Genomic DNA, 24,989 nt, shown 5'->3' with positions numbered 1-24,989 from the left:
TCAGGCCTCCAGGCTTGGCAGGATGCCGGCGGAGACGGCGGCGTTCAGACGGCCCGAGGCGATGAGGTCGCCGGCGGCCTTGAGGTCGTTGGCCATGTAGCGGTCCTCTTCGATCGTCGGCGAGACGGCGCGAAGGGCGGCAGCGGCCTTCTGTAATTCAGGGCTCGTGGCGAGCGGCGCGCGGAATTCGACGCCTTGGACGGCGGTCAGTGCTTCGATGCCGACGATTGAGAACAGGTTCTCGGTCATCTGCAGCAGGCGGCGCGCGCCGTGGCAGGCCATGGAAACGTGGTCTTCCTGGTTCGCCGACGTCGGCGTCGAGTCGACAGACGCCGGATGCGAGAGCTGCTTGTTCTCCGACATCAGCGCCGCCGAGGTGACTTCCGCGATCATCAGACCAGAGTTCAGGCCCGGCTTCTTGGCGAGGAAGGCCGGCAGGCCGTAGGAGAGAGCCGGGTCTACGAGCAGCGCGATGCGGCGCTGCGAGATCGCGCCGATCTCGCAGACGGCAAGGGCGATCTGGTCGGCGGCAAAGGCAACCGGCTCGGCGTGGAAGTTGCCGCCGGAGACGACCGAGTTGTCTGAAAGAACGAGCGGGTTGTCGGTGACGGCGTTGGCTTCGGTTTCAAGCACGCGGGCGACCGAGCGCAGCAGATCGAGGCAGGCGCCGTCGACCTGCGGCTGGCAGCGGATGCAATAGGGATCCTGCACGCGCTCATCGCCTTCGATGTGGCTTTCGCGGATTGCCGAGCCGGCAAGCAGCGCGCGGAGAGCCGCGGCCGTATCGATCTGGCCGCGATGACCGCGCAACGTATGGATATCCGGATGGAAGGGCGCTGACGAGCCCATGGCCGCATCGGTCGACATGGCGCCGGTGATGAGTGCCGCCTGTGCGGCACGATGGGCGCGGAAGAGACCGGCGAGTGCCAGCGCCGTCGACGTCTGGGTGCCGTTGATCAGCGCAAGGCCTTCCTTGGCGGCCAGCACCACCGGTTTGAGGCCGGCGGCGGACAGCGCTTCGCCGCCGGACATGCGACGGCCTTCGAAATAAGCTTCGCCGTGGCCCATCATGACTGCGGCCATATGGGCGAGCGGGGCGAGGTCGCCGGAGGCGCCGACCGAGCCCTTTTCGGGAATGACAGGGATGACGCCCTTTTCGAGCATGGCTTCGATCAGCCGCACGAGTTCGAGGCGGACGCCGGAGGCGCCGCGACCGAGGGAGACGAGCTTCAGCGACAGGATGAGGCGAACGACGTTCTCGGCGAGCGGCTCGCCGACTCCGCAGCAATGTGACAGGATCAGGTTGCGCTGCAGCGTTGCAACGTCGGCGCTGTCGATCTTGATCGAGGCGAGTTTGCCGAAGCCGGTGTTGATGCCGTAGACCGGCGCGTTACCGGCGACGATCTCGGCAATGCGGGCGGCAGCCTTGTTGATGCCGGCGTCAAAGGACGGATCGAGGCGGGCCGGCTCGCCGGACCAGTAAATGGTTTCGAGATCGCGGAGGGGCACGGAGCCCGGGTGTAGAGTGATGGTCATTGACCGATCCTTTGCCCTCTAAAGATGCGTTCATGAAGCGGATTGAAGCCGATGCGGTAGACGAGCTCGGCCGGATCCTCGATGTTCCAGATTGCCAGATCGGCGGATTTTCCGACTTCGATCGTGCCGGTTTCGGCCAGTAGGCCAAGCGCGCGGGCGGCTTCGCGCGTCGCACCGGCAAGGCATTCGGCAACCGTCAGCCGGAAGAACGTCGCCGACATGTTCATGGTGAGAAGCAGCGAGGTCAGCGGCGAGGTGCCGGGATTGCAGTCGGTGGCGATCGCGATACGCGCGCCGGCATCACGCAAAGCCTGGACCGGCGGCAGGCGCTCTTCGCGCAGCGCATAGAAGGCGCCGGGCAAAAGCACGGCGACCGTACCTGATTTGGCCAGGGCCGCAGCCCCTTCGGCGTCGAGATATTCGAGGTGGTCGGCCGAAAGCGCGCCGTAGGAGGCCGCGAGCTTTGCGCCGCCAAGGTTGGAGAGCTGTTCTGCGTGCAGCTTGACCGGCAGGCCGAGTGCCTTGGCGCGGTCAAAGACGCGGGCGATCTCGGCAGTCGAAAACGCGATGCCCTCGCAGAAACCGTCGACCGCATCGACCAGGCCTTCGGCATGGGCGGCGTCGAGGCCGGGCAGCACGACATCGGTGACGTAGTCATCGTTGCGGCCCTTGTAGTCCACAGGCGTTGCGTGTGCGGCGAGATAGCTCGTCATAACGCGCACCGGCCGCAGCGTTTCGAGTTTGCGGGCGGCACGCAGCATGTTGAGCTCGGCCGTGACGTTCAGTCCGTAGCCGGATTTGATTTCGACGGTCGAGACGCCTTCGGCAAGAAGCGTGTCGAGCCGCGGCAGGGTGCTTTCGACAAGCTGGTCGACGGTCAGCGCATTGGTCGCCTTGACCGAGGAAACGATGCCGCCACCGGCACGCGCAATCTCTTCATAGGTGGCGCCTTCGAGGCGCATCTGGAATTCGCGGGCGCGGTTGCCGCCATGAACGAGATGGGTGTGGCAGTCGATGAGAGCGGGCGTCACTACGCGGCCCTCGTAGTCCGTCGCTTCAAGGCTGCGTGCGAGGTCGGCGGGCAGTCCGCTCTCCGGCCCGGCATAGGCGATACGCCCATCGACGACCGCAACGGCCGCATTCTCGACGAGGCCAAGACCGTCAACGGTTTCGCCAAGCGTCACGAGACGCACATTGCGCCAGATGCCGGATGTCTGCCTGCGGGTCGAGAGTTCGTTCATCAGGTCGCCTCCACTGAATATAATGTATATACATATTAATTCGCTCCACAAGGGGAAATTTATGGAGCCTGCGGAAAAGGAAAGGGTGATCGGCCGAGTGAAACAGAACGGGGGCTTTGAGGAGATGACCGTAGAACTCTGATTTCTCGGGAATTTCTCACCCCGGGTTCGTCATCACCGCAGGCAAAAAGAAAAGGCCCCGAGCCATGAGGTTCGGAACCTTTGTCTGTGTCCTTGGAATGGGGATCGCGACGCGTGCCCGCGAGCCGAAATCCTGCCGGGCCGCGAAAACAGATCACGCTAAACCGCGTGATCCGCCTTAGTGCGCAGCCGTTCAACCACCTCGACGAAGCGATTTCCGGCAATGTCGAGGCGACCGCTGTTGTCGATCACGCTGACATCCGGGCCTGAGGTCACGTCTGGAGCCTGGCGGCTGAGGCGTCGCAAAACTTCCTCTTCACTTTCGCGGCCGCGTTCGGCAAGCCGCTTTGCAAGCACAGGCGTCTCGGCTGTAACAACGACGACGGCGATCTCGCCGAAGGCTTCGCGGAACGCCGGCAGGGCACCACGGCTGCCATTGACGATCGCCGTCATGCCGTCCCTGACATTCCTGAGCACGACGACGGGGATGCCGTATTTCAGCCCATGCGCATCCCAGAAAACGGCGAAGGCGCCGTCCTTCTGCATCTCGACGAACTCGTCTTCCGAGACGCTTTCATGTACCTCACTGCCGGCATCCGACGGACGGGTAATGACGCGGCGGACGAAATGCACGTCGTGACAATCCGCGAAATGCCGGGCGGCAAAGCCCATGACGCTGTCCTTGCCGGCGCCGCTCGGTCCAACAACGACGACAAGCGCGCCGCCCTGGTTGTTCGCGCTCATGCGACACGCCGTCCTTCGCGCCAGACGGAGCGCACGACCGGGATGCCTTCCTTGCGATGGACGCGAGCGATATCGGCGCGAAGGCCGACGCCGATGCGGCCGCGGTCATCGAGACCGACGGTACGCGCCGGCGTCGACGTCACCATGGCGATTGCCTTTGGCAGGTCGACGGCGTCGAGTTCGTCGGAGAGCACGAAGGGGGCGTGGATCAGACTGAAGGGCACATAGTCCGACGACAGCACGTCGAGCACGCCGCGCTCGGCGAGATCGCGGGCGGCGATGTTGCCGGAGTGCGACTTGCCGCGCACGATGTTCGGCGCGCCCATCAGAACGCTGAGGCCCGCGCGGTGCGACGCCTCGGCGGCCTCGAAGCTCGTCGGGAACTCCGCAAGCTTGATGCCGAAGCCGATCGATTCCTCGACGTGGTCGATGGTCGCGTCGTCATGGCTGGCGATCGTGATGCCGCGGGCCGCACAGGCCTCGGCGAGCGCGGTGCGGTGCGGACCGGCATACTTGGCCGACAACGCCTGCTGCCGCTCGACGAAGCGCGCGAATTCTTCGTCCGAGAAGCCGCGCTTGGCTTTATAGTAGAGCGTGTACTGGTCCATCGTCTGGAACTGGCGCTGGCCCGGCGCATGGTCCATCAGCGAGACGAGCTTGACCTGCGGATCGTTCTGGAAGTCCTCGTAGTGTTCGAGCACGTCGGACGTTGAAACTTCGCAGCGCAGGTGGATCAGGTGATCGGCGCGAAGGCGACCCTCTTCCTTGGCCTGGGCCAGCGCGTCGGCCATGCTGCGCATCTCGCCCTTCTGGAAGCCGCCATCCTCGTCGGAGCCGAGACGCAGGCAGTCGAAGACCGTGGTGATGCCGGAGGTGACCACCTGTGCGTCATGGGCCTGGATTGCCGCGATCTTCAGCCAGCGCACGCCCGGGCGCGGCGAGTAGTGGGCTTCGAGGTGGTCGGTGTGCAGCTCGATGAGGCCGGGGATCAGATAGTCGCCTTCAAAGTCCTCGCCGCTGGCAACCGTGCCCTCGGAAATGTCGGCAATCTTGCCGTCGCGGATCAGCACCGAACCGTCGAGGATACTATCCTCGAGGACGATGCGGGCGTTGGTCAAAACCTGTTCTTTGCTCATCTCATGCGATCTTTCGTTGGGTGTCGCTGCCGAGCGGCAGCAGGGAGCGGACAGTAAAGGGTGCGCCGCGCTCCGGTTCGACGAAGAGCGCGACTGACGTGACGTGAAGTGGCTTGCCGATATGCTCGGCAAAGGTGGTTTCGAGCGCGGTACGCATCACGCCGCTGGTTTCCGTGGGCACCGGGCCAGTCAAGGTCAGGTGGAACTGGAACTCTTCGAAAACATAGGGATAGCCCCATTCTTTGAGGTAGCGCCTCTGGCGCTCAGGCAGGCTGTTTGGCTTGCGGCGGGCAAAGTCGGCGTCCGACAGCGGCGCGCGGAACGGGTCGAAGCGGTGAACGGCGTCTTCGGCCAAATCCAGCAGGTCGACGCAAGGCGCGGACGGCACGAGTCCGAAGAACGGGCCCAACTGGTGCAGCACGATTTCGGGGATCTCGAACGGGTCGAGGTCGGCGGCAAAGCACTCGAAAATACTTAGGAGCTCGTCTTCGTCCCGGCCTTCGGCAAGCTCGAAGGGAGCCTTCAGCGTACCGTGGAAACCGTAGCGCCGCGGGTCAGCCGTCAATGTGCGTTGCGTCTCTTCGTCAATCCCGGCGATCGTCGGAAGCGTGAGGTCCTCACCGGTAAAGGCGTCGCGCCCCAGCCAACGGGACGCGACCTGCGACAGCCGGTCGTCCGCCGGCGGCGCGAAATAGATGGCATAACGCACGGTCTTCACTTTCTTATAGCGACCGGCCCGCCAGGGCGGCGGGTCGATTGTTTGCGGGGATGCGATGCGCAGCTAGCCGATTTCCATGACAACATCATGATGGCGGACACGCAAATGCTTGGCTGTCGTCAATGTGCCTTGCTGCCCATCAGGCGCGAACGGCACGCGTTCGAGATGCTGTCGAAAATAAAGACAACCAGCAAGATCAGAAGCACCATATAGGCGACATTTTCCCAATCGGAATTGGTACGCATCGCTTCCCAGAGTTTGAGGCCGATACCGCCGGCGCCGACGGCGCCGATGATCGTCGCCGAGCGAGTGTTCGATTCCCAGAAGTAGAGCGCCTGGCTGGCAAAAACCGGCAGCACCTGCGGAAGCACGCCGAAGCGCTGCACGGCAAGCGGCGTCGCTCCGACCGACTTCACGCCCTCGCGCTGCTTGTCATCGATGTTTTCCAGCGCCTCGGAATAGAGTTTGCCAAGCGTACCGGTGTCGGTGAAGAAGATCGCGGAGATGCCGGCAAGCGGTCCGGGGCCGAAGGCGCGGGTGAAGAACAGTGCCCAGATGAACATGTCCACCGACCGCAGGAAGTCGAAGAAGCGCTTGACCACCTGGTTGGTCAGGAAGCTCGGCGTGATGTTTCTGGCGGCAAGGAAGCAGAGCGGGAAGGCGATCAGCGACGCAAAGAGCGTGCCGACAAAAGCCATGACGACCGTCTGCAACAGCTTCGTCCAGACGTCCAGATGCTGCCATTCGGCGTTATAGAGGATGTTGTTCCAGGCGAGCGAAAGGTTCGAGCGGGTCGGGTCGATCTGTTCGCCGGATGTGATGAGCGCGACGACCTCGCCATAGCTTTTGCCGAAGAAGGGCGAGTTGGTGTCGAACAGGAAGTTCGCCCAACCGAAGAAGCGGTTGCGGACGGAAACCTCGTCGCCTTCCACTTCAGCCCACCCGGTGGCGCCAAAGGCAAGCACGATCTTTTCGCCGGGCCGCTTCTGTGTCGCCCAGGCGGGCAGTTGGCCCTGCGGCCTCACCGTGTCGACGCCGTCTACGGTCATAACAAACGTGTCACCGCCATGGGTAGCCTTCACCAGGCCATCGGCGATCTCGATCCTGGTCGAGCGGTCGTAGGTTACGACGACGCGCGTCAGCACGTCTTCCGTCCGGGTTTCGATACGGTTCTGCGTTTCGGCAGCGGCTGTGCCACCGAGCGCGGAGCCGGGCGCCATGAAGCTGAACGACGAGCTTGCCTTCGGCTTGACCGCCTGCGCGGTGGAGGCCGGTATCTCGACCTGGCGCGTCACCGTCTGCCTGTCGAGCTCCACCCAGTCCGGATTGGGATTGGGCCCGAGCGGCGAATTGCGCTGATAGTTGAGACGCATCGTACGGTCGGGGGCGACGTGGATTTCCGGGCGTACCTCATAGGAAACCCAGTCGGCCAGGTAGGTGCCAGCGATGCCCCAATTGGCATTGCCGAGCACGTGGCCGATCGAGAAGAACCACCAGCTGAAGATGAGGTAGACGACGACGCCGCCGGCGATGGCTGCGGTGCGCACGCGGCTGGAGGTCGAGGATTTGAGGAGGTCGGGATGGCGGCTCGCGATCGCGTCCATTTCCATCGGGTTCAATCGTGTGGTCGTGGTCATGGTACGCACCTACTGGGCAAGCTGGAAGGCCTGCTCGCCAACGAGGCGGCGGCGAAGCCAGGCGGAAAACTGGTCGACGGCAAAAATGGTCGCAAACAGCAGGAGGACGATTGCAAGGGTCTTGGCCTGGTGTCCCTGGCCGATCGAAAGGCGCAGCAATTCGCCGATGCCGCCGCCACCGACGGCGCCGATGATCGTCGAGGCGCGCACGTTGATCTCGAGGCGTAGCAGGAAATAGCTGGTGAAATTGGGCAGCACCTGCGGCACCATGCCAAACCAGACACGCTCGATCCAGTTGCCGCCGGCAGCCCGCAGGCCCTCGTCCGGCTTCATGTCGGCGTTTTCGACCACTTCATAAAAGAGCTTGCCGAGCGCGCCGATCGTGTGGATCGAGACCGCGGCGATCGCCGGAATGGGGCCGAGCGAGAGGATCGCGAGGAAGAAGCCGGCGATCACCACCTCCGGAAAGGCCCGGAGCACTTCCATGATGCGGCGAACGATGCCGCGGATCCATGGATTGGGCATCAGGTTGCGCGCGGCAAGGAAGCAGAGCACGAAGCCGAAGGCCGTACCGATCACCGTCGAAAAGATCGCGATGTTCACGGTCTCCAGCATCTTGTGCACGTATTCGGGGATGTAGAAGCTTTCGGTCAGGTACAGCCGGCCCTCGGGGTAGTTGTACTTGAAGCTGCCATCGTCATAGGGCGAGGGCAGGTCGAACATGGCGCGGAAAATTTCTAGCCCGTCGCGCGGCGCGAGATCGCCGACGAAATCGAAGAAATGCGGCAAACGGTCGAAGAACTTGCCGGCATTGGAATCGTTGGCGAACCAGAGCGAGCCCGATAGCGCCAGGAGGAGAACGCCGAAGCCAAGCCAGGAATAGAGCCGGCGGCGGGAACTGAGTTCCTGCCAGTGACGCTCGATGACGGCGCCGTTGTCGCTCAGATGTCGCGGGAGCAGGGAAGTTGCCATGACCGTTCCGGCTTTCGCCGGCCTCTTGAGCATTTCCAAGTAAAGTGCGAAGCGGTTTTCCGCCCCGGAAATGCGTGAAAACAATGCGGCGAAGGATGCGAAAGCACCCCTTCAAACAGGGAAACGCTGGCCGTTTGGGCGGCCAGCGTTCCCGAGTGGTGCGGGTCTATCAGCCGCCGATCGTCGCCTTGCGGGCGTCGATGATCGGCTTGTAGAAGTCGGCGTTGACTTCGGTGTAGCCGGTGAAGTCACCGCCCTGGATGGCCGAGAAGCAGGCCGCATCGGTCTTCGGCAGGTCCAGCATGAACTGCTTGAACTTCGCCTTCATGTCGTCGTTCATCGTGTTGCGCACGACGATCGGGCCGTTCGGGATCAGCGGCGACTTCCAGAGCTCGACTAGGTCGTTCATGTCGAGGATGCCCTTGTCGACCATCTTTTTCAGGTTGCCCGAGGTGTAGCCGTCCTTGAATTCGCCGACGCCCGAGCCGAAGGTCGTGCCGGCATCGAAGGTGCCCTTGACGACTTCGAGAACGAGGTTTTCGTGACCGCCGCCGAAGCCGGTTTCACCGAAGAATTCCTTGACCGGGGCGCCGATCGCTTCCGGGAGCGTGACGAGCGGGACGAGGTAGCCCGAGGTCGAGTCCGGGTCGGCGAAGCCGAGCTTCTTGCCCTTCAGGTCTTCGATCTTGGTGATGCCGGAATCTTTGCGGGCAACCATGATCGAGTGGTAGCCGGTCGAACCGTCGGTCTGAACGGTCGTCAGGATCGGCTCGACGGCGTCAGCCTTGGCGAGGTAGATCTTGGCGTAGCCGGAAGCGCCGAGTTCGGCGTAGTCGAGCGTGCCGCCGAGCAGGCCCTGGATGACGCCGTCATAGTCGGCGGCCGGGAACAGCGAGACCTTCTCGACCCCAATGGCGGCCGGCAGCTTGTCGACCAGGCACTGGAAGTTGCGCAGGCGGTCGGCTTCGTTTTCGCCGCCGAGGATGCCGATGCGGAATTCCTTCAGGTCTTCAGCCTGGGCGTGGCCGACGAGGGCGAGGAGCGCTACGGCGCCCAGAAGAGCTTTCTTCAGCATAAGGTTCTCCCGTGTCCGGCTTGGCCGGATCCTATTGGGTTTCAAAGAGGTGCCCTTGACGCGGGCTTTCGATCATGGCGGGCGTCAGATGCCGGCCAGTGCCAGCGGCTTGAGGCCGGCCGATGCCGTTTCTTCCTGCGGTACTGCCGCCGGAATGTTGATGCTGGTGGAGGTCATCGATTCCTCGATGCCTGTGTCGGCGCCGTAGATCTCGGCAACCGCTGCCGCGGTCAGATCCTTGGGTTGGCCGTCGAAGACGACGCGGCCATGCGCCATGCCGATGATGCGTTCGCAATAGTTGCGGGCGGTATCGAGCGTGTGGAGGTTGGTGATCACCGTGATGCCATCGCGCTCGTTGATATCGCGCAGCGCATCCATGACGATCTTGGCGTTCAGCGGGTCGAGCGAGGCGATCGGCTCGTCGGCAAGCAGAACCTTCGGCTGCTGCATCAGCGCGCGGGCGATCGCGACGCGCTGCTGCTGGCCGCCGGAAAGCGTGCCGGCCGGCTGGAGCGCGGTCTGCTCGATGCCGAGGCGCTCAAGTGCGCCGATCGCCATGATGCGTTCTTCGCGGGTAAACATGTTGAGGATGCTCAAGACGGTCGAGCGGTGGTTGAGACGCCCGAGAAGCACGTTGGTGAGCACGTCGAGGCGCGGCACCAGGTTGAACTGCTGGAAGATCATCGCGCAGTCGCGCTGCCAGGTGCGAAGGGCAGCACCGCGCAGCGACGAAACTTCCGTGCCATCGAAGACGATCGAGCCGGACGACAGATCGACGAGGCGGTTGATCATACGCAGAAGCGTCGACTTGCCGGCGCCCGAGCGGCCGATCACGCCGACCATCTGGCCTTGCGGTATGTCGAAGGTAACCGAACTCACGGCTGTCTTCTTGCCGAACTGGCGGGTTACATTCTTCAACTGAAACATGTCTAGCAGGTCCTCTTCCGGGGAGACCGGTCATCGGTATGACCCTGCCATATCGGCGCTTCATGAAGCCGGAATGTCAGTTTGTTGTAAGTTCTGTTACAGTTCACAGCCCCGCATGTTTGGTTAACAAATTTGAATGGCTGCGCGCAGGCGCCTGCGCTCCCCGTCAACTTCAAGGGGCGCGCATCAACATCGAGCGGATATTTGTGGTCGGAGCCGCCGTCGCGGCGCAGGACCGGCGCAGTCGCTAGCTCTGTGGACCGGGGTCCAGCGTCGCGCCGGGAACATAGAGCGCAATCGGCCGGATCTCGTAGATCGCGGTCGGATTGGAGCGGCGCAATTCGCGCGCGGCGTCAACTGCCGCGTCGATGGCCGGGAAGTCGACGACGTAGAGGCCGAGCAATTGCTCCTTGGTTTCGGCAAAGGGGCCATCGGTGACAATGCCTTCGCCCTTGCCCCTCAGCGTCACAGCACCTTCGGTAGGCCCGAGCCGTGCGGCCGGGCCAAAGGCCTTCTGCTGGACGAACCGGTCATGAACTTCAAGCAGGTCGGACATCAGCGCTTCGTCCTCCTCCTCGGTCCAGGATTCGACGACGCCTGCTGTATGGTAGGCCAAGATTGCGTAATACATGAACCGTCCTCCCGCGCGTATTCCTGTCAGGTTTTGCCGGCCGCATCAACGCCTCGTCGTGCGGACGGTGTCACCGAGCGTGCCACCGGAGTGGGGCGCGTGTTCAGCGGATCAGCCCCAGGCCGCCGCTGCCCAGCGACAGGCCTGCCTGGCAATCCGAGAACGGCGCTTGATCTCGCCGCGGGCTGCTGCGTCGCGGGCCCTCCAGACGAGGCCGCGGGCGAGCGAGCGGGCAACTTCGCGCCCGGGTGGATATCTTCGGCTGAGCGCGCGCAGGCCTTCATCGATCGCGGCATTGCCGAAGACCTCGTCACAGTCGTGTTTCGACCCCGCCGCGGCCCGCAGTATCGTGCTGGGCGTGGCCTTCCTCGCCTGCGGCCAACTCTGCTCGGGCTAGCGTTCCAATCGAGCCGGGCTGAACTTTGCGGCATCGAGGCCGGTCGCTTCGAAGGCCTCGGGCGCTGGTGCACCCACGAGGAGGCTTGCGGCGAATGCGCCGAGCGCCGGTGAGGTGAGGATGCCGTAGCCGCCCTGGCCGGCGAGCCAGAAGAAGTCCGAACGCTCGCGGGTAAAGCCGATCACCGGAAGCTTGTCCGGCGAGAAGCTGCGCATGCCGGCCCAACTCTTGAAGATGCGGCGCACCGGCACGGTCGTTGCCTCCTCGACGTAGTGCGCAGCCCAGGCGACGTCGATCTCCTCCGGCTGGACGTCGGCCGGATCGCACGGCGTTGCGTCGGCGGGCGAGGAAAGCAGCCGCCCGCCTTCGGGCTTCATATAGAAGTCTTCATCGATCTCGTTGATTTCGGGCAGCGTCAGCGCGTCGATGCCTTCGGGCAGGTCGACGGTGATTGCGGTGCGGCGATGCGGCACGATGCCGATGGGGGCGACGCCGAACGATTGTGCGACGGGATCGGCCCAGCCGCCGGCAGCATTGACGATCGTCTTTGCACTGACTTCGCCGGCACTCGTCGCCAGCACCCAGCGGTCGCCGTCCCGGCGCGGCGCCAGCACGTCCGTGCGCTCGATAATTACCGCGCCATGGCGGCGCGCGCCCCGGACGTAACCCTGCAACAGGTTCTCGACTTCGATGTCCCAGAACTGCGGATCGTAATAGGCCGCAGCCACATAGTCGCGGCGCAGGATCGGCACACGCGCGATCGCCTCGTCGACGGTCAGCCGTTCAATTTCGGCGTTGGCACGGCTCTCCGCGGCAAACACCTCTTCGAACCGGGCAACTTTCTCGGCATTGGCGATCATGACGCCACCGCGCTGCTTTAGCAGCGCGACGTCCGAGAAGCCTTCGGGCGGATTATCGAAAAAGCTCTTGGATATCGCCGCCAGCGCACAGACCTCCGGCGCGTTATAGCGCAGCACGAACTCTGCCGCCGAGCGGCCGGTGCTGTGATAGCCGAGCCCTTCTTCCCGCTCGATCACCACGACGGAGCGATGCGGTGCCAGGAAATAGGCAAGCGACAGGCCGGCGATTCCACCGCCAATGATCGCCACGTCGTAGTCTTGCATGTCCGCCTCCGTTGGTTGTCGGCCGGACCATAGGCAAGGCGTCATCTGTGTTCAAATTTATAACTGGAAAGGTGGCTATCAATCCTGATGATGGTCAGCCCGATCGTCGAGGCAGTGGTCCAGCGGCTCCGTATCGGCCACATGGGCAAGAAATGCGGCTTCTGCCGGATTGAGGATCGCATTCGGATTGGAGATGCGGAAGACATCGGTGGTGGGCAGATCGCTATAGGGCGGCAGCTGCCACAGTTGGCCCGCCGCGACGGCTGGCGATGCCAAGTGATCCGGCAGCATGCCGATGCCGACATTGGAGGCGATCAGCCGCATCACCTCCTCGACATTGCAGGAGACGGCGCGGACCTGCTGGCCAAAAGACCCGATCGCGCGCACGGCGGTTACCGAGTTCATGTGCTGGCCGCCCAAAACGTCGGCGATGAAAGCGATATAGGGATTGCCCCTGAGGTCGTTGAAGTCGACGCCTTCGACCCCGAAAAGCGGATGGCTTCTGCCGCAATAGAGCGCATAGCGCTCGCGCACGTGAAACCGCCTGTTCAGCCAGTCGGGAATGTTGCCGTCGCATAGGCCCATGGTCGCAACATTGCGCTCGACGGCGCTCAACACATCCACGGTAGTTGCGACCGTGACCGACAGCGTGACCTTGGGGTGCAGGCGAAAGAAGCTTTCGAGCTTGCGGTCCCAGGCGGGATTATGCGCGTGGCTGACCGAGTGGATGTTGAGATGGCCGGTGATCTCCTCGCCGGCGGTTTCAAGAACATTCGGCAGGCGGATGACGGCTGCGAAGATATCGCGGCACTGCGCATGCAGGCGCGCACCGGCGTCGGTCAGGTTGAAACGCCCGGGACGCCGGTCGATGAGTTTCTGGCCGACGGTTTGCTCCAACCGCTTCAACGCCATGCTGACGGCCGGCTGTTGCAGGAGCAACCGGTTGGCGGCGGCCGTGATGCTGCCTTCCTCGACGAGCACGACGAAGGTGCGCAGCAGATTCCAGTCGAGATTGTGGGCGAAGCGTTCGAGGCGGTCATTGGCCATGGTCGTGGCTTGCTTCTGATCTCTGGCGTTGAACTGGCCCTTTGTTCTGCAAGGAGGGAAGCGGAGCGAAGGACGTCCGTTCTTGTCGTCATATTCCAGCGAATTTGCAACATGGGCTGCTCGATGGCGAACGAGGGGCCATTCCCCGGACGCATGAGGCGGTGCCTCAATTTCGTTTGAAACGGCATGCACCCCTTGCGATAACGTGAGCCGAATAATCCGATGGGAGAGAAACATGGCCGGCAAGACGCAATTTCAATGGGATGATCCGTTCCTCCTCGACGATCAGTTGACCGAGGACGAGCGTATGATCCGCGACACCGCGCGGGCCTATGCGCAGGACCGGCTGCAGCCGCGCGTCATCGACGCCTACCGCGAAGAATCGACCGATCCGGAGATCTTCCGCGAGATGGGCGAGCTCGGTCTGCTCGGCGTCACCGTTTCCGAAACCTATGGCGGCGTCGGCGCTTCCTACGTCGCCTACGGCCTCGTTGCTCGCGAAGTCGAGCGCGTCGATTCGGGCTACCGCTCGATGATGAGCGTGCAGTCGTCGCTGGTGATCTATCCGATCTATGCCTATGGCTCCGAGGAGCAGAAGCAGAAGTACCTGCCGAAGCTCATCAGCGGCGAGTGGATCGGCTGCTTCGGCCTGACCGAGCCGGACGCCGGTTCTGACCCGGCCGGCATGAAGACGCGCGCGATCAAGACCGAGAGCGGCTACCGCCTCGTCGGCTCGAAGATGTGGATCTCTAACGCACCGATCGCCGATGTCTTCGTTGTCTGGGCAAAGTCGGAAGCGCACGGAGGCGCCATCCGCGGTTTCGTGCTCGAAAAGGGCATGAAGGGTCTTTCCGCCCCGAAGATCGCCGGCAAGCTGTCGCTGCGGGCGTCGATCACCGGCGAAATCGTCATGGACAATGTCGAGGTCGGCGAAGAAGCGCTGCTGCCGAACGTCGAGGGTCTCAAGGGTCCGTTCGGCTGCCTCAACCGTGCCCGCTACGGCATCTCCTGGGGTGCGCTCGGCGCTGCCGAGTTCTGCTGGCATGCGGCGCGTCAGTACGGTCTCGATCGCAAGCAGTTCAACCGGCCGCTGGCGCAGACGCAGCTCTTCCAGAAGAAGCTTGCCGATATGCAGACGGAGATCACGCTCGGCCTGCAGGGGTCGCTGCGCGTCGGCCGCCTGATGGACGAAGGCCGTATGGCCCCGGAAATGATCTCGATCGTCAAGCGCAACAATTGCGGCAAGGCGCTCGACATCGCCCGCATGGCCCGCGACATGCACGGCGGCAACGGCATCTCAGAGGAATACCAGGTCATGCGCCACATGGTGAACCTCGAGACCGTCAACACCTACGAGGGCACGCATGACGTCCATGCGCTGATCCTCGGTCGCGCCCAGACCGGCCTTCAGGCCTTCTTCTGAGCGGTGCCGTCATGGAAACGCCGCTGAAGGGCATTCGTGTCCTGGAACTGGCCCGCATTCTGGCGGGCCCATGGATCGGCCAGACGCTGGCCGATCTCGGTGCCGACGTCATCAAGGTGGAAAGCCCGGCCGGCGACGACACCCGCACCTGGGGCCCGCCCTTCGTCGCGGGCGAGGAAGGCGAGAAGCTCGACGCCGCCTATTTCCACGCCTGCAACCGCGGCAAGCGCTCGGTGGTGCTCGACTTCACGACCGAGGAGGGGCAGGAGGCCGTGCGCCGCCTTGCCGCCCAGTCGGACGTGCTGCTTGAGAACTTCAAGGTCGGCGGGCTTACGAAATACGGGCTCGACTACGAGAGTCTGAAGAAGATCAATCCGCGGCTGATCTACTGCTCGGTCACTGGCTTCGGCCAGGATGGTCCCTATGCGCACCGCGCCGGCTACGACTACATCGTCCAGGGCATGAGCGGCATCATGGATCTGACCGGTGAGCCCGATCGCGAGCCACAGAAAATCGGCGTCGCCTTCGCCGATATCTTCACCGGTCTTTACGGCGTGATTGCCGTGCAGGCAGCCCTTGCTCAGCGCGAGCGCACCGGCGAGGGGCAGCAGATCGACATGGCGCTGCTTGACTGCATGACGGGCGTGCTTGCCAACCAGGCGCTCAATTTCCTCGTCTCGGGCAAGGCGCCGCGCCGGCTCGGCAATGCGCACCCGAACATCGCGCCCTATCAGGTCTTCCCCACCTCGGACGGTCACCTGATCGTCGCTGTTGGTAACGACCGGCAGTTCGTGAAGTTCTGCACCCTGCTCGGGCGTTCGGATCTTGCGACCGACGAGCATTATCTGACCAACGCGCTTCGCGTGCAGAACCGGGACACGTTGACGCCGGAACTCGCCGCCGAAACCGCGAAGATCGAGCGCGACACGCTGTTGAAGTTGCTGGAGGACGCAGGCGTGCCCGGCGGACCGATCAACACCGTTGCCGACGTCTTTGCCGATCCGCAGATCGAGCATCGCCAAATGCGGGTGGATACGCCGCATTCGGGGGCCGCTGCCGGTACGTCGCCCGGGGTCCGGACGCCGATCCGGTTTTCGGCCGCCGAGCTTGCGCTCGAGCGTGGCGTGCCGCGGCTTGGAGAGCATACGGCCGAGGTGTTGGCCGAAATCGGGATGGACGCGTCGAAGAGCGATTAACGCAACGTGAGACGCTGAGTGTCTCGTTGAGGCCTGACCTGAAGAAAATAGCGAAAGCCCTGGAAATCGGAGAGATTTCCAGGGCTTCTTTGTTAAGCCTTGAGGGCGCGATCAAAGACGCGCGACAGCCGTTCGGCGAAGCCGCGCGGGTCCTGCGGCTTGTCGCCATCGAGCACGCGCGCCTGGTCGAGCAGGAGTTGGACGGCGTCCGTGCGGAACGCCGTATCGCCGGCGGGGCTCGCGGCCATGGCGGTGATCAGAGCGTGGCTCGGGTTGATCTCAAGGATCGGCTTGGGGGCGTCGTCGAGACGGCCAGCACCTTGCAGCATCTTTTCGAGCTGGCGGTCGGGGCCGTGTTCGGGTGCCACCAGGCAAACGGCGCTTTCCGTCAAGCGGTCGGAGGTGCGCACGTCCGAGACGGACGCACCGAGCGTCTCCTTGGCGAAAGCGACGAAGTCGATGACCAGCTGGCTGGCCTGCGGCGCTTCTTCCTTGGCCCCCTCGGTCTTGGCGATGGCGCTGAGATCGGCCGCACCCTGCGTGATCGACTTCCACGGCTTTCCGTCGAAATCGGGCGCGGATGTGACCCAGAAGCTATCGACCGGATCGGTCAACAGCAACACCTCGATCCCGCGGGCGCGAAAACCTTCGAGCTGTGGTGAGGCCTTGAGCTGGGCGAGGTTGTCACCGGTCAAGTAATAGATCGCCGACTGGCCGTCCTTCATGTCCTTGACGTAATCGGCAAGGCTGCGCTGGCTCTCATCCGAAGTAGTGGTGCGGAAGCGCGACAGCGCCACCAGCTGCTCGCGGCGCTCGTAATCCTCATAGATGCCTTCCTTCAGCACGCTGCCGAAGTTTTCCCAGAGCTTGTCGAAGGTCTCTGTCTCGTTTTCCGCAAGCTTCTCGATCGCCGTCAGCACGCGATTGGTGACGCCCTTGCGGATGCTGGCGAGCAGCGGGCTTTCCTGGATCATCTCGCGCGAAACGTTTAGCGGCAGGTCCGACGTGTCGACGAGGCCGCGCACGAAACGCAGGTAACGCGGCAGCAATTCCGCTTCGTCGGTGATGAAGACGCGCTTGACGTAGAGCTTCATCCGGCCCTTGCGGTCCGGGTCGAACAGATCGAATGGCTTGGAGCCGGGCACGAAGGCAAGGGCCGTATATTCATGGCGGCCTTCGGCGCGGAAATGCACGGTCAGCGCTGGGTCGTCATACTGGCCGGCGACGCCGCGGTAGAAATCGGCATAGTCTTCCTTGCTGATCTCGCTCTTCTGCTTGGTCCAGAGCGCGGTGCCGTCCCCGACCTGGACAGGCTCGGCATCGGGCTTTTCGAGAATCGAGATAGGCACCGGCACGTGGCCGGACTGGTCCTTGACGATGCGCTCGACGGTCCAGCGCGACGTGTAGGTCTTGGCGTCTTCCATCAGGTGCAGCGTGATGCGTGTGCCGCGCGCCGGGGCGTCCGCAAGTTCGGCTGCGGAAACGGTGTAGCTGCCCTTGCCGTCGGACGACCACAGGAAGGCATGCTCCGAGCCGGCGCGGCGCGAAACCACATCGACCTTGTCGGCGACCATGAAGGCGGAATAGAAGCCGACGCCGAACTGGCCGATGAGCTGCGCGCCCTCCTTGCCCTGGGCGGCTTCAATGCGCTCCATGAAGGCGCGTGTGCCCGAGCGGGCGATGGTGCCGAGCGCTTCGACAAGCTCGTCGCGACCCATGCCGATGCCGTTGTCCTCGACGATGAGCCGGTTGTTTTCCTCGTCCAGCGTCAGGGTGATGCGCGGGGTCGGGTCGCCCGCCAGAAGCTCCGGCGAGACGATCGCCTCATAACGCAGCTTCTCGCAGGCATCCGCCGCGTTCGAAATCAGTTCGCGGAGGAAGACGTTCTTGTCGGAATAGACCGAATGCACCATCAAATGGAGCAGTCGCGCCACATCGGCTTCGAAGACATGTTTCTCTACGGACATTTCGGTTTCGCTCATTGCCTGGCAACTCCTTTGGGTTTCGCCCCAATTGGCAAGCTGTGTCCTGAATTTCAAGGCCCGACTTGCGCACTCCCCATTTCTGGACAATGCTGCACTGCGAAAGATCACTCAACACCAGCGAAACGATGCTTCTTCAACGGGGTCGAAGGCGAGGAATTCGCAAGGGCGACAAGTCGCCGTAACACTCCGCTGTTATGTTCCTGCGACCCGGACAGATGGTCCTGGGTCATCATGCCGAGTTCATATCGCGCTCTGCCGCCAGTCGATTTGACTAAGGTCAATGCGCGACAAATTGCGTTGCTCTATTGGCCTTGGCGACGGGGCTGACCTTCAATCGCACCGAGGAGTGGACATCATGCCCAAGCATTCCACGAGCCCGACAATCCCGACTTTCGCAGATGCCTATTCCTTTTCGCTCGATGCCTGGCAACGTTCGATCCTTTTTCTCGATGTCATGCGTCAGCGCGGCGCGCAATACGAGGAACATCGCACGCAGACCGCGCCGAACGTGCTGGAGTTCGAGGCCCAGCTTGTTACCGATGGGCGCACGCTCGCCCGGCCGGTGAACTATGCGCTGGTCAGCATCGTTCCGCCCGAGGGCGTCACGGTCGATCCGACCAAGCGTCCCTTCGTCGTCGTCGACCCCCGGGCCGGCCACGGCCCCGGCATTGGCGGCTTCAAGGCCGACAGTGAAATAGGTGTCGCGCTGAAAGCGGGCCATCCGTGCTACTTCATCGGCTTCTTGCCGGATCCGGTTCCTGGACAGACGATCGAGGACATCGCACTGGCCGAAGCCGGCTTTCTCGAAACCGTCATCACCCGCCATCCGCAAGCGGACGGAAAGCCCTGTGTGATCGGAAACTGCCAGGCGGGTTGGGCGGTCACGATCGTCGCCGCGCTGCGTCCCGAACTCTTCGGCCCGATCATCATTGCCGGCGCACCGCTGTCCTATTGGGCAGGCGTGCACGGGCAGAACCCGATGCGCTATTCCGGCGGGCTTCTCGGTGGCAGCTGGCTGACGGCGCTGACCGGCGACCTCGGCGGCGGCATATTCGACGGTGCCTGGCTGGTGCAGAATTTCGAGAACCAGAATCCGGCCAACACCCTCTGGACCAAGCAATACAATCTCTATTCGAAGATCGACACGGAAGCCGCGCGCTACCTCGGGTTCGAACGCTGGTGGGGTGGCCACGTCACGCTCAATGCCGAGGAGATGCAGTTCATCGTCGACGAACTCTTCGTGGGCAACAAGCTTGCCGCGGGCGAAATCCGAACATCGGACGGCACGGCGATCGACCTTCGCAACATCCGCTCGCCGATCGTGGTCTTCTGCTCCAAGGGCGATAACATCACCCCGCCGCAGCAGGCGCTCGACTGGATCCTCGACCTCTATGACAGCGTCGACGAAATCCGGGCCTACGGCCAGACGATCGTCTACACCGTCCACGAGACCGTGGGACATCTCGGCATTTTCGTCTCCGCCGGCGTCGCGCGGAAGGAACATGACGAATTCGCCTCCAACATCGAGTTGATCGACGTGCTGCCGCCTGGGCTTTACGAGGCGGTGCTGACGCCGGCGAGCGAGGCGGCCGAGGGCAGGGCGCTCGTCTCCGGAGAATGGCTGATGCGCTGCGAGCCGCGCACCCTCGAGGACATCCGCGCGCTTGGCGGCAACGACATCGAGGATGACAGGCGTTTCGCCACCGCGGCGAAGCTTTCGGAGATCAATCTGGCGCTCTATCGCACCTATCTGCAGCCGATGGTCAAGGCAGCGGCAACGCCGCCCGTGGCGGAGGCGATGCGCAACATGCACCCGCTGCGTCTGCAATACGCGCTTTTCGGGCCCGACAACCCCTTCATGGCCTGGACGTCGGCGCTCGCGGACTATGTCCGTGAAAACCGCGAACCTGCTGCCGCCGGCAACCCGTTCATCGGCTGGCAGGAGGCGCTGTCGCAGCAGATCGTGGACGGGTTAGAGACCTGGCGACGGACGGCTGAATATCTTTCGGAGCAAAGCTTCCACGCCATCTACGGCGCTCCGACCCTGCAAGCGGCACTCGGCATCGACACCAACTCAGACCAGCCGCCGCGCAAAGCGGAGAAGAGCCTCTTGCACCGCGAGCTCGTCAAGGCGCGGATCGCCGAACTCAAGGCCAGAATGGCCGTGGGCGGAACCTGTGAAGGTCTTGCCAGAGCCCTGACCTTCGTCGGCATGGCGCGCGGAGGCGCGGACGAACGCGGCTTCGAGGCTGTGCGCCGGCTCCGGCTTTCCCATCCGGAAGCAAAGCAACTGAGCCTGGCCGACTTCAAGACCGTTATGCGGGAGCAGTATTTCATGCTGCTGATCGACGAGGCTGCGGCGCTCGCCGCTCTTCCGAAGCTGCTACCGGAGGCGGTCGAGGAGCGTCGCAGTGCCTTTACGGCCCTTCGTGAGGTACTGGAGGCATCCGGAGCCGTGACGGGCGTGGCTGCCGAGCGGTTGCAGCAGGTTGCCGCGCTCTTCCGCCTGGACAGCGAGCCGCCGGTTCCGATCGCGGCGGGCAAGATCATTCGCAATCGCACCGCTACCTGATGGGGGAGTATCGACGTGTCCGAGGTAACCGAACTGACGATTGAGCAGTCCAAATACGATCTCCTGATTGCCACCGCGCGAGACGAAACGCCGGCGGTCACCATTGTCGCGCATCCCTGCGACGAGACCTCTCTGCGCGGTGCGTTGGAGGCCGCGCAAATGGGGCTGATCGCACCCGTTCTCGTCGGGCCAGAGGCAAAGATCCGCAGCGTGGCCGCCGAACACGGCCTCGACCTCGGTCGGTGCGAGATCGTCGACGCGCCGCATAGCCATGCGGCCGCGGCGAAAGCGGTGGCGATGATCCGCGAGGGTCGCGGCGAGCTGCTGATGAAAGGCAGCCTGCATACCGACGAACTGATGAAGGAGGTCGCGGCGTCGGCGACCGGGCTCAGGACCGATCGAAGGATCAGCCACGTCTTCATCATGGACGTACCGGGGCATTCAGAGACGCTCTTCATCACAGACGCCGCCATCAACATCTTTCCCGACCTCGAAGCCAAGCGCGACATCGTGCAGAATGCCATCGATCTCTGGGTGACGATCGGCCTCGGCGAGCCGCGCGTCGCCATTCTTTCTGCGGTCGAAACGGTAACGACGAAGATCCCGTCAACGATCGAGGCGGCAGCACTCTGCAAGATGGCCGAACGCGGCCAGATCACCGGCGGCCTGCTCGATGGTCCGCTTGCCTTCGACAACGCGATCGACCCGGAGGCAGCAAGGATCAAGGGCATCACGTCGCCCGTGGCCGGCCGCGCCCAGATTCTGGTGGTGCCGGACCTTGAGGCGGGCAACATGCTCGCCAAGAACCTGACGTTCCTGTCCCATGCCGACGCTGCCGGCATCGTGCTTGGAGCGCGCGTGCCCATCGTGCTGACGTCGCGGGCGGACTCCGTGCGCACGCGCCTCGCCTCCTGCGCGGTCGCCGCGCTCTATGCGGCGCGCCGGCGGACCTCGCAAGTTGCGGCGGTATGACCATGGATGCGCTTCTCGTCGTCAACGCCGGCTCGTCGAGCTTGAAGTTCCAGGTTTTCGGGATCACGGATCAAGGGCTCGAACGCCAGATAAAGGGCCAGATCGGTGGCATCGGCACGCGTCCCCGCCTGCAGGCGAAAGCGGCCGACGGCACCATTCTGACCGACAAGAGCTATGATGCCGACGTCGTTGGCGATCTGCCGGCGGCGATCGCGGCGGCACGCGACTGGTTGCTGACGCTCGAAGGCTTCACCTTACGGGCGGTCGGCCACCGCGTAGTACATGGTGGCCCCGATTATGCGGCGCCGGTGCTGATCGATGCGAACGTCCTTGATCGCCTCGCGAGCTACCAGGATCTGGCACCGCTGCACCAGCCCAACAATCTTGCTCCGATCCGTCAGGCGATGGCGATCAATCCGGATGTACCGCAGGTCGCCTGTTTCGATACCGCCTTCCATCATGGCCACCCGGAAGAGGTGAACTGCTACGCCATGCCGCGCAGCTTCTATGAGGATGGTGTGCGGCGCTACGGCTTCCACGGCCTTTCCTATGAGTACATTTCAGAGCGTCTGCGGGATGTGGCGCCTGCGGTCGCAGGTGGTCGCGTCATCGTCGCCCATCTCGGCAGCGGCGCCTCTATGTGCGCCTTGCGCGATGGTCACAGCATCGAGAGCACCATGGGCTTCACCGCGCTCGACGGCCTGCCGATGGGAACGCGGCCCGGTCAGCTCGATCCAGGCGTCGTGCTCTATCTGATCCTGCAGCGCGGCATGAGTGCCCAGGCCGTTTCCGACCTGCTTTACCACGAGGCCGGCCTCAAGGGGCTCTCCGGCGTCTCGAACGACATGCGCGACCTGCTTGCAAGCGCGGATCCCCATGCCAAGCTCGCCATCGACCACTTCGTCTATCGCTCAGGGCTCAATGTCGGGATGCTTGCAGCCGCGCTCCGTGGCATCGACGCCTTGGTTTTCACGGCGGGCGTCGGGGAGAACTCCGCGCAGATCCGCGCCCGCATCGCCGAGAACATCGCCTGGCTCGGGGCCGAACTCGACCCAGCCGCCAACGAGGCCGGCGCGACGCTGATTTCGACGCCTTCGAGCCGCGTTGCGCTTTACGTCATCCCGACCGACGAGGAACTGATGATCGCCCGCCACACGCTTGCACTGCTTAAAACCCGCGCAGCCTGATCCATCGGAGACAATTGATGTCCATTCCTGTCGCAAAGGCCAAACTTCTCGATGGTCGCAAGGGCCTGATCGTCGGCATTGCCAATGATCGATCGATCGCCTGGGGCTGCGCCCGTGCCTTCCGCGCTTTCGGGGCGGAGGTGGCGGTCACCTATCTGAACGACAAGGCGAAACCTCACGTCGAACCCCTGGCGCGTGAAATCGAAGCGCCGATCTTCCTCCCGCTCGACGTGGCCGTGCCAGGGCAAATGGAAGCGGTGTTCGAGGAGATCGAGAAGACCTGGGGTGAACTCGACTTCGTCGTCCATTCGATCGCCTTTTCGCCGAAGGATACGCTCGGCGGCCGCGTCGTCGATGTCCCGCGCGAGGGCTTCCTGAAGACTATGGACATTTCCTGCTGGTCCTTCATCCGCATGGCGCATCTCGCCGAGCCGCTGATGAAGAACGGCGGCACGCTCTTCACCATGACCTATCATGGCTCACAGGTGGTGGTGGAAAACTACAACATCATGGGTGTCGCCAAGGCCGCACTCGAAAGTGCCGTCCGATACCTCGCCTCCGAACTCGGCCCGAAGGGGATCCGCGTGCACGCCATCTCGCCTGGCGCGCTGGCGACGCGCGCCGCTTCCGGCATTCCGGAATTCGACGCGCTACTCGAAAAGACCAAGGTCAAATCGCCGAGCCGCGAGCTGATTGACATCGACGACGTCGGCGCGGCCACCGCCTTCCTTGCGCATGACGCCGCCCGCCTGATCACGGGCCAGGTGCTTTATGTCGACGGCGGCTACCACATCATCGACTAGCCGCCGGGTCTCCGCATGGGTCAGATATTGCCCATGCAGAGATACTTCATCTCGAGATAGTCTTCGAGCCCGTGGCGGGAGCCTTCGCGGCCAATGCCCGATTGCTTGATGCCGCCGAAGGGGGCGGCTTCGGAGGACATGCGGCCGGTGTTGATGCCGACCATCCCGTATTCCAGTGCTTCCGCCACATGCCAGACGCGCTTCAGATTTTCGGCGTAGAAATAGGCTGCAAGACCGTAGATCGTGTCGTTGGCTTCGGCGATCACCTGCTCGGCGGTCTCGAAGCGGATGATCGGGGCGATCGGACCGAAGGTCTCTTCCTGGGCGACGCGCATGTCTGTCGAAATGCCTGTTAGCACCGTCGGCTCGAAGAAGGTGCCAGACGTGCCGATCCGGTGGCCGCCGGCGCGCACCTTGGCACCCTTCGAAACGGCGTCGGCGACATGGGCCTCGATCTTTTCGATCGCGTGCTTGTCGATCATCGGTCCGATGGTGATATCAGGCGTGAAACCGTCGCCGACAGTCAGCTCGGCGACGCGCCGGACGAACTTTTCGGCAAAGGCGTCGTGCACGCCCGCTTGCACATAGATGCGGTTGGCCGAGACGCAGGTCTGGCCGGCATTGCGGAACTTCGCCTGGACAGCGCCATCGACCGCCTCGTCGATGTCGGCGTCGTCAAAGACGATGAAGGGGGCGTTGCCGCCAAGCTCCAGGCTGACCTTCTTGATCTGGTCGGAGCATTGCCGCATCAAAAGCCGACCGACCTCGGTCGATCCGGTGAAGCTGATCTTGCGCACCTTCGGGTTGCTGCAAAGTTCGCGGCCGATTGCAGCGCCTTCTGCGGCATAGAGCAGGTTGACGACACCGGTCGGGAAGCCTGCCTTTTCGGCGAGCAAGAACATCGCGCCGGCAACGAGCGGTGTCTGTTCGGCGGGTTTCAGCACGATGGTGCAGCCGGCGGCTAGCGCCGGCGAGATCTTGCGGGCGACCATCGAGGCCGGGAAATTCCACGGCGTGATCGTGCCGACGACGCCGACGGGCTGCTTGATCACAAGCATGCGGCGGTCGTTGGCCGGGGCGGGGAAGGTTTCGCCATAGATGCGTTTCGCCTCTTCCGCATACCACTCGACATAGGCCGCGGCATGCAGCACTTCACCCTTCGATTCGCCAATCGGTTTCCCCATCTCGGCCGTCAGGATGGCTGCAAGGTCGTCGGCATGCGCGACGATCAGGTCGTACCAGCGGCGAAGCACGGCACTGCGGTCTTTGGCAGGCTTTGCCGCCCAGAGAACTTGCGCCTTGGCCGCAGCTTCGATTGCCGCATGGGCTTCGTCGATGCCCATATCCGGCAGCGTCGCCAGCTTTTCGCCGGTCGATGGATTGAAGACGTCGAAGGTTGCGCCAGCCCAATTCTTGCCGGCCGTGGGGATGGAATGAAGCGAAGCGAACAGGTCGGCGTCGCGCAAGTGCTTGGTCAAGGCGGGGGTCAAGGTCATGGCGGGCATCCTCCGGCGATGGCCTGCCG

At 63.5% G+C, this 24,989-nt stretch carries 20 protein-coding genes; 6 read left to right on the top strand and 14 right to left on the bottom strand.

Annotated elements, in window-relative coordinates; translation table 11 throughout:
• The 12 genes from hutH to IB263_RS25970 all read right to left on the bottom strand — a co-directional run bounded on the left by hutH (position 1) and on the right by IB263_RS25970 (position 13,326).
• The gene (gene hutH / locus IB263_RS26025) at positions 1-1,536 is read right to left on the bottom strand and encodes a histidine ammonia-lyase (RefSeq protein WP_034799573.1); all 1,536 of its coding nucleotides are present in this window, start codon (positions 1,534-1,536) and stop codon (positions 1-3) included.
• Positions 1,533-2,777 (bottom strand): imidazolonepropionase, encoded by a 1,245-nt coding sequence (gene hutI / locus IB263_RS26020; RefSeq protein ID WP_034799575.1) that lies wholly within the window; start codon positions 2,775-2,777, stop codon positions 1,533-1,535. Before hutI ends, hutH begins: the two co-directional genes overlap by 4 nt.
• Before the next feature lie 300 nt (positions 2,778-3,077).
• On the bottom strand, positions 3,078-3,662 hold the full coding sequence (gene phnN / locus IB263_RS26015; RefSeq protein ID WP_034799577.1) for a phosphonate metabolism protein/1,5-bisphosphokinase (PRPP-forming) PhnN: 585 nt from the start codon (positions 3,660-3,662) through the stop codon (positions 3,078-3,080).
• The gene (locus tag IB263_RS26010) at positions 3,659-4,798 is read right to left on the bottom strand and encodes an alpha-D-ribose 1-methylphosphonate 5-triphosphate diphosphatase (protein ID WP_034799579.1); all 1,140 of its coding nucleotides are present in this window, start codon (positions 4,796-4,798) and stop codon (positions 3,659-3,661) included. Before IB263_RS26010 ends, phnN begins: the two co-directional genes overlap by 4 nt.
• A gap of 1 nt (position 4,799) precedes the next feature.
• Positions 4,800-5,507 carry a DUF1045 domain-containing protein gene (locus tag IB263_RS26005; protein WP_034799581.1) on the bottom strand — a complete coding sequence of 236 codons (708 nt, stop codon included), beginning with the start codon at positions 5,505-5,507 and terminating at the stop codon, positions 4,800-4,802.
• A gap of 128 nt (positions 5,508-5,635) precedes the next feature.
• Entirely contained in the window at positions 5,636-7,153 is a 1,518-nt protein-coding gene (gene phnE / locus IB263_RS26000) for a phosphonate ABC transporter, permease protein PhnE (RefSeq protein ID WP_060518221.1), read from the bottom strand.
• A gap of 9 nt (positions 7,154-7,162) precedes the next feature.
• Positions 7,163-8,125: a phosphonate ABC transporter, permease protein PhnE gene (gene phnE, locus IB263_RS25995; protein ID WP_060518329.1), complete on the bottom strand. Its 963-nt coding sequence runs from the start codon at positions 8,123-8,125 to the stop codon at positions 7,163-7,165.
• 169 nt (positions 8,126-8,294) lie between these two features.
• Positions 8,295-9,200 carry a phosphonate ABC transporter substrate-binding protein gene (gene phnD, locus IB263_RS25990; RefSeq protein ID WP_034799586.1) on the bottom strand — a complete coding sequence of 302 codons (906 nt, stop codon included), beginning with the start codon at positions 9,198-9,200 and terminating at the stop codon, positions 8,295-8,297.
• Between the two features lie 84 nt (positions 9,201-9,284).
• On the bottom strand, positions 9,285-10,127 hold the full coding sequence (gene phnC / locus IB263_RS25985) for a phosphonate ABC transporter ATP-binding protein (protein WP_034799588.1): 843 nt from the start codon (positions 10,125-10,127) through the stop codon (positions 9,285-9,287).
• Positions 10,128-10,374: 247 nt separating this feature from the next.
• Complete coding sequence (locus IB263_RS25980; protein WP_060601428.1) at positions 10,375-10,758, bottom strand: YciI family protein; 384 nt, start codon at positions 10,756-10,758, stop codon at positions 10,375-10,377.
• Positions 10,759-11,151: 393 nt separating this feature from the next.
• Entirely contained in the window at positions 11,152-12,279 is a 1,128-nt protein-coding gene (locus IB263_RS25975; protein ID WP_060601424.1) for an FAD-binding oxidoreductase, read from the bottom strand.
• Between the two features lie 78 nt (positions 12,280-12,357).
• Positions 12,358-13,326 (bottom strand): LysR family transcriptional regulator, encoded by a 969-nt coding sequence (locus tag IB263_RS25970; RefSeq protein ID WP_060601421.1) that lies wholly within the window; start codon positions 13,324-13,326, stop codon positions 12,358-12,360.
• Between the two features lie 235 nt (positions 13,327-13,561).
• On the opposite strand from IB263_RS25970, the gene IB263_RS25965 reads away from it, so the two are divergent.
• Positions 13,562-14,749 (top strand): acyl-CoA dehydrogenase, encoded by a 1,188-nt coding sequence (locus IB263_RS25965; protein ID WP_034799596.1) that lies wholly within the window; start codon positions 13,562-13,564, stop codon positions 14,747-14,749.
• An 11-nt stretch (positions 14,750-14,760) separates the two neighbouring features.
• Positions 14,761-15,945, top strand: coding sequence for a CaiB/BaiF CoA-transferase family protein (locus IB263_RS25960; RefSeq protein ID WP_060601419.1), 1,185 nt, complete (start codon positions 14,761-14,763; stop codon positions 15,943-15,945).
• A gap of 92 nt (positions 15,946-16,037) precedes the next feature.
• Here IB263_RS25960 and htpG read toward each other — a convergent pair whose 3' ends face one another.
• Positions 16,038-17,927 (bottom strand): molecular chaperone HtpG, encoded by a 1,890-nt coding sequence (gene htpG, locus IB263_RS25955; protein ID WP_060518207.1) that lies wholly within the window; start codon positions 17,925-17,927, stop codon positions 16,038-16,040.
• Between the two features lie 358 nt (positions 17,928-18,285).
• Between htpG and IB263_RS25950 the strand changes: the two genes are divergently transcribed.
• The 4 genes from IB263_RS25950 to fabI are packed head-to-tail and all read left to right on the top strand — an operon-like array spanning position 18,286 to position 23,464.
• On the top strand, positions 18,286-20,502 hold the full coding sequence (locus IB263_RS25950) for a DUF3141 domain-containing protein (RefSeq protein ID WP_060518205.1): 2,217 nt from the start codon (positions 18,286-18,288) through the stop codon (positions 20,500-20,502).
• A gap of 15 nt (positions 20,503-20,517) precedes the next feature.
• Positions 20,518-21,474 carry a phosphate acetyltransferase gene (locus tag IB263_RS25945; RefSeq protein ID WP_060601417.1) on the top strand — a complete coding sequence of 319 codons (957 nt, stop codon included), beginning with the start codon at positions 20,518-20,520 and terminating at the stop codon, positions 21,472-21,474.
• Between the two features lie 2 nt (positions 21,475-21,476).
• Positions 21,477-22,661: an acetate/propionate family kinase gene (locus IB263_RS25940; protein WP_060601414.1), complete on the top strand. Its 1,185-nt coding sequence runs from the start codon at positions 21,477-21,479 to the stop codon at positions 22,659-22,661.
• A 17-nt stretch (positions 22,662-22,678) separates the two neighbouring features.
• Complete coding sequence (gene fabI, locus IB263_RS25935) at positions 22,679-23,464, top strand: enoyl-ACP reductase FabI (protein WP_034799607.1); 786 nt, start codon at positions 22,679-22,681, stop codon at positions 23,462-23,464.
• Positions 23,465-23,484: 20 nt separating this feature from the next.
• On the opposite strand, the gene IB263_RS25930 is transcribed toward fabI, so the two are convergent.
• The gene (locus IB263_RS25930) at positions 23,485-24,960 is read right to left on the bottom strand and encodes an NAD-dependent succinate-semialdehyde dehydrogenase (protein WP_060601412.1); all 1,476 of its coding nucleotides are present in this window, start codon (positions 24,958-24,960) and stop codon (positions 23,485-23,487) included.
• Between the last annotated feature and the right edge of the window lie 29 nt (positions 24,961-24,989).

It is taken from the genome of Ensifer sp. ENS03, from assembly GCF_014852035.1.
GTDB classification, from domain to species: Bacteria; Pseudomonadota; Alphaproteobacteria; order Rhizobiales; family Rhizobiaceae; genus Ensifer; species Ensifer adhaerens.
Note: the sequence above shows the minus strand (reverse complement) of the source record. Positions and strands in the feature narration are given on the sequence as shown.

Coding starts and splice junctions, on each gene's coding strand:
- hutH (WP_034799573.1), bottom strand. CDS start 1,536: ATGACCATCACTCTACACCCGGGCTCCGTGCCCCTCCGCGATCTCGAA.
- hutI (WP_034799575.1), bottom strand. CDS start 2,777: ATGAACGAACTCTCGACCCGCAGGCAGACATCCGGCATCTGGCGCAAT.
- phnN (WP_034799577.1), bottom strand. CDS start 3,662: ATGAGCGCGAACAACCAGGGCGGCGCGCTTGTCGTCGTTGTTGGACCG.
- IB263_RS26010 (WP_034799579.1), bottom strand. CDS start 4,798: ATGAGCAAAGAACAGGTTTTGACCAACGCCCGCATCGTCCTCGAGGAT.
- phnE (WP_060518221.1), bottom strand. CDS start 7,153: ATGACCACGACCACACGATTGAACCCGATGGAAATGGACGCGATCGCG.
- phnE (WP_060518329.1), bottom strand. CDS start 8,125: ATGGCAACTTCCCTGCTCCCGCGACATCTGAGCGACAACGGCGCCGTC.
- phnD (WP_034799586.1), bottom strand. CDS start 9,200: ATGCTGAAGAAAGCTCTTCTGGGCGCCGTAGCGCTCCTCGCCCTCGTC.
- phnC (WP_034799588.1), bottom strand. CDS start 10,127: ATGTTTCAGTTGAAGAATGTAACCCGCCAGTTCGGCAAGAAGACAGCC.
- IB263_RS25980 (WP_060601428.1), bottom strand. CDS start 10,758: ATGTATTACGCAATCTTGGCCTACCATACAGCAGGCGTCGTCGAATCC.
- IB263_RS25975 (WP_060601424.1), bottom strand. CDS start 12,279: ATGCAAGACTACGACGTGGCGATCATTGGCGGTGGAATCGCCGGCCTG.
- IB263_RS25970 (WP_060601421.1), bottom strand. CDS start 13,326: ATGGCCAATGACCGCCTCGAACGCTTCGCCCACAATCTCGACTGGAAT.
- IB263_RS25965 (WP_034799596.1), top strand. CDS start 13,562: ATGGCCGGCAAGACGCAATTTCAATGGGATGATCCGTTCCTCCTCGAC.
- IB263_RS25960 (WP_060601419.1), top strand. CDS start 14,761: ATGGAAACGCCGCTGAAGGGCATTCGTGTCCTGGAACTGGCCCGCATT.
- htpG (WP_060518207.1), bottom strand. CDS start 17,927: ATGAGCGAAACCGAAATGTCCGTAGAGAAACATGTCTTCGAAGCCGAT.
- IB263_RS25950 (WP_060518205.1), top strand. CDS start 18,286: ATGCCCAAGCATTCCACGAGCCCGACAATCCCGACTTTCGCAGATGCC.
- IB263_RS25940 (WP_060601414.1), top strand. CDS start 21,477: ATGGATGCGCTTCTCGTCGTCAACGCCGGCTCGTCGAGCTTGAAGTTC.
- fabI (WP_034799607.1), top strand. CDS start 22,679: ATGTCCATTCCTGTCGCAAAGGCCAAACTTCTCGATGGTCGCAAGGGC.
- IB263_RS25930 (WP_060601412.1), bottom strand. CDS start 24,960: ATGACCTTGACCCCCGCCTTGACCAAGCACTTGCGCGACGCCGACCTG.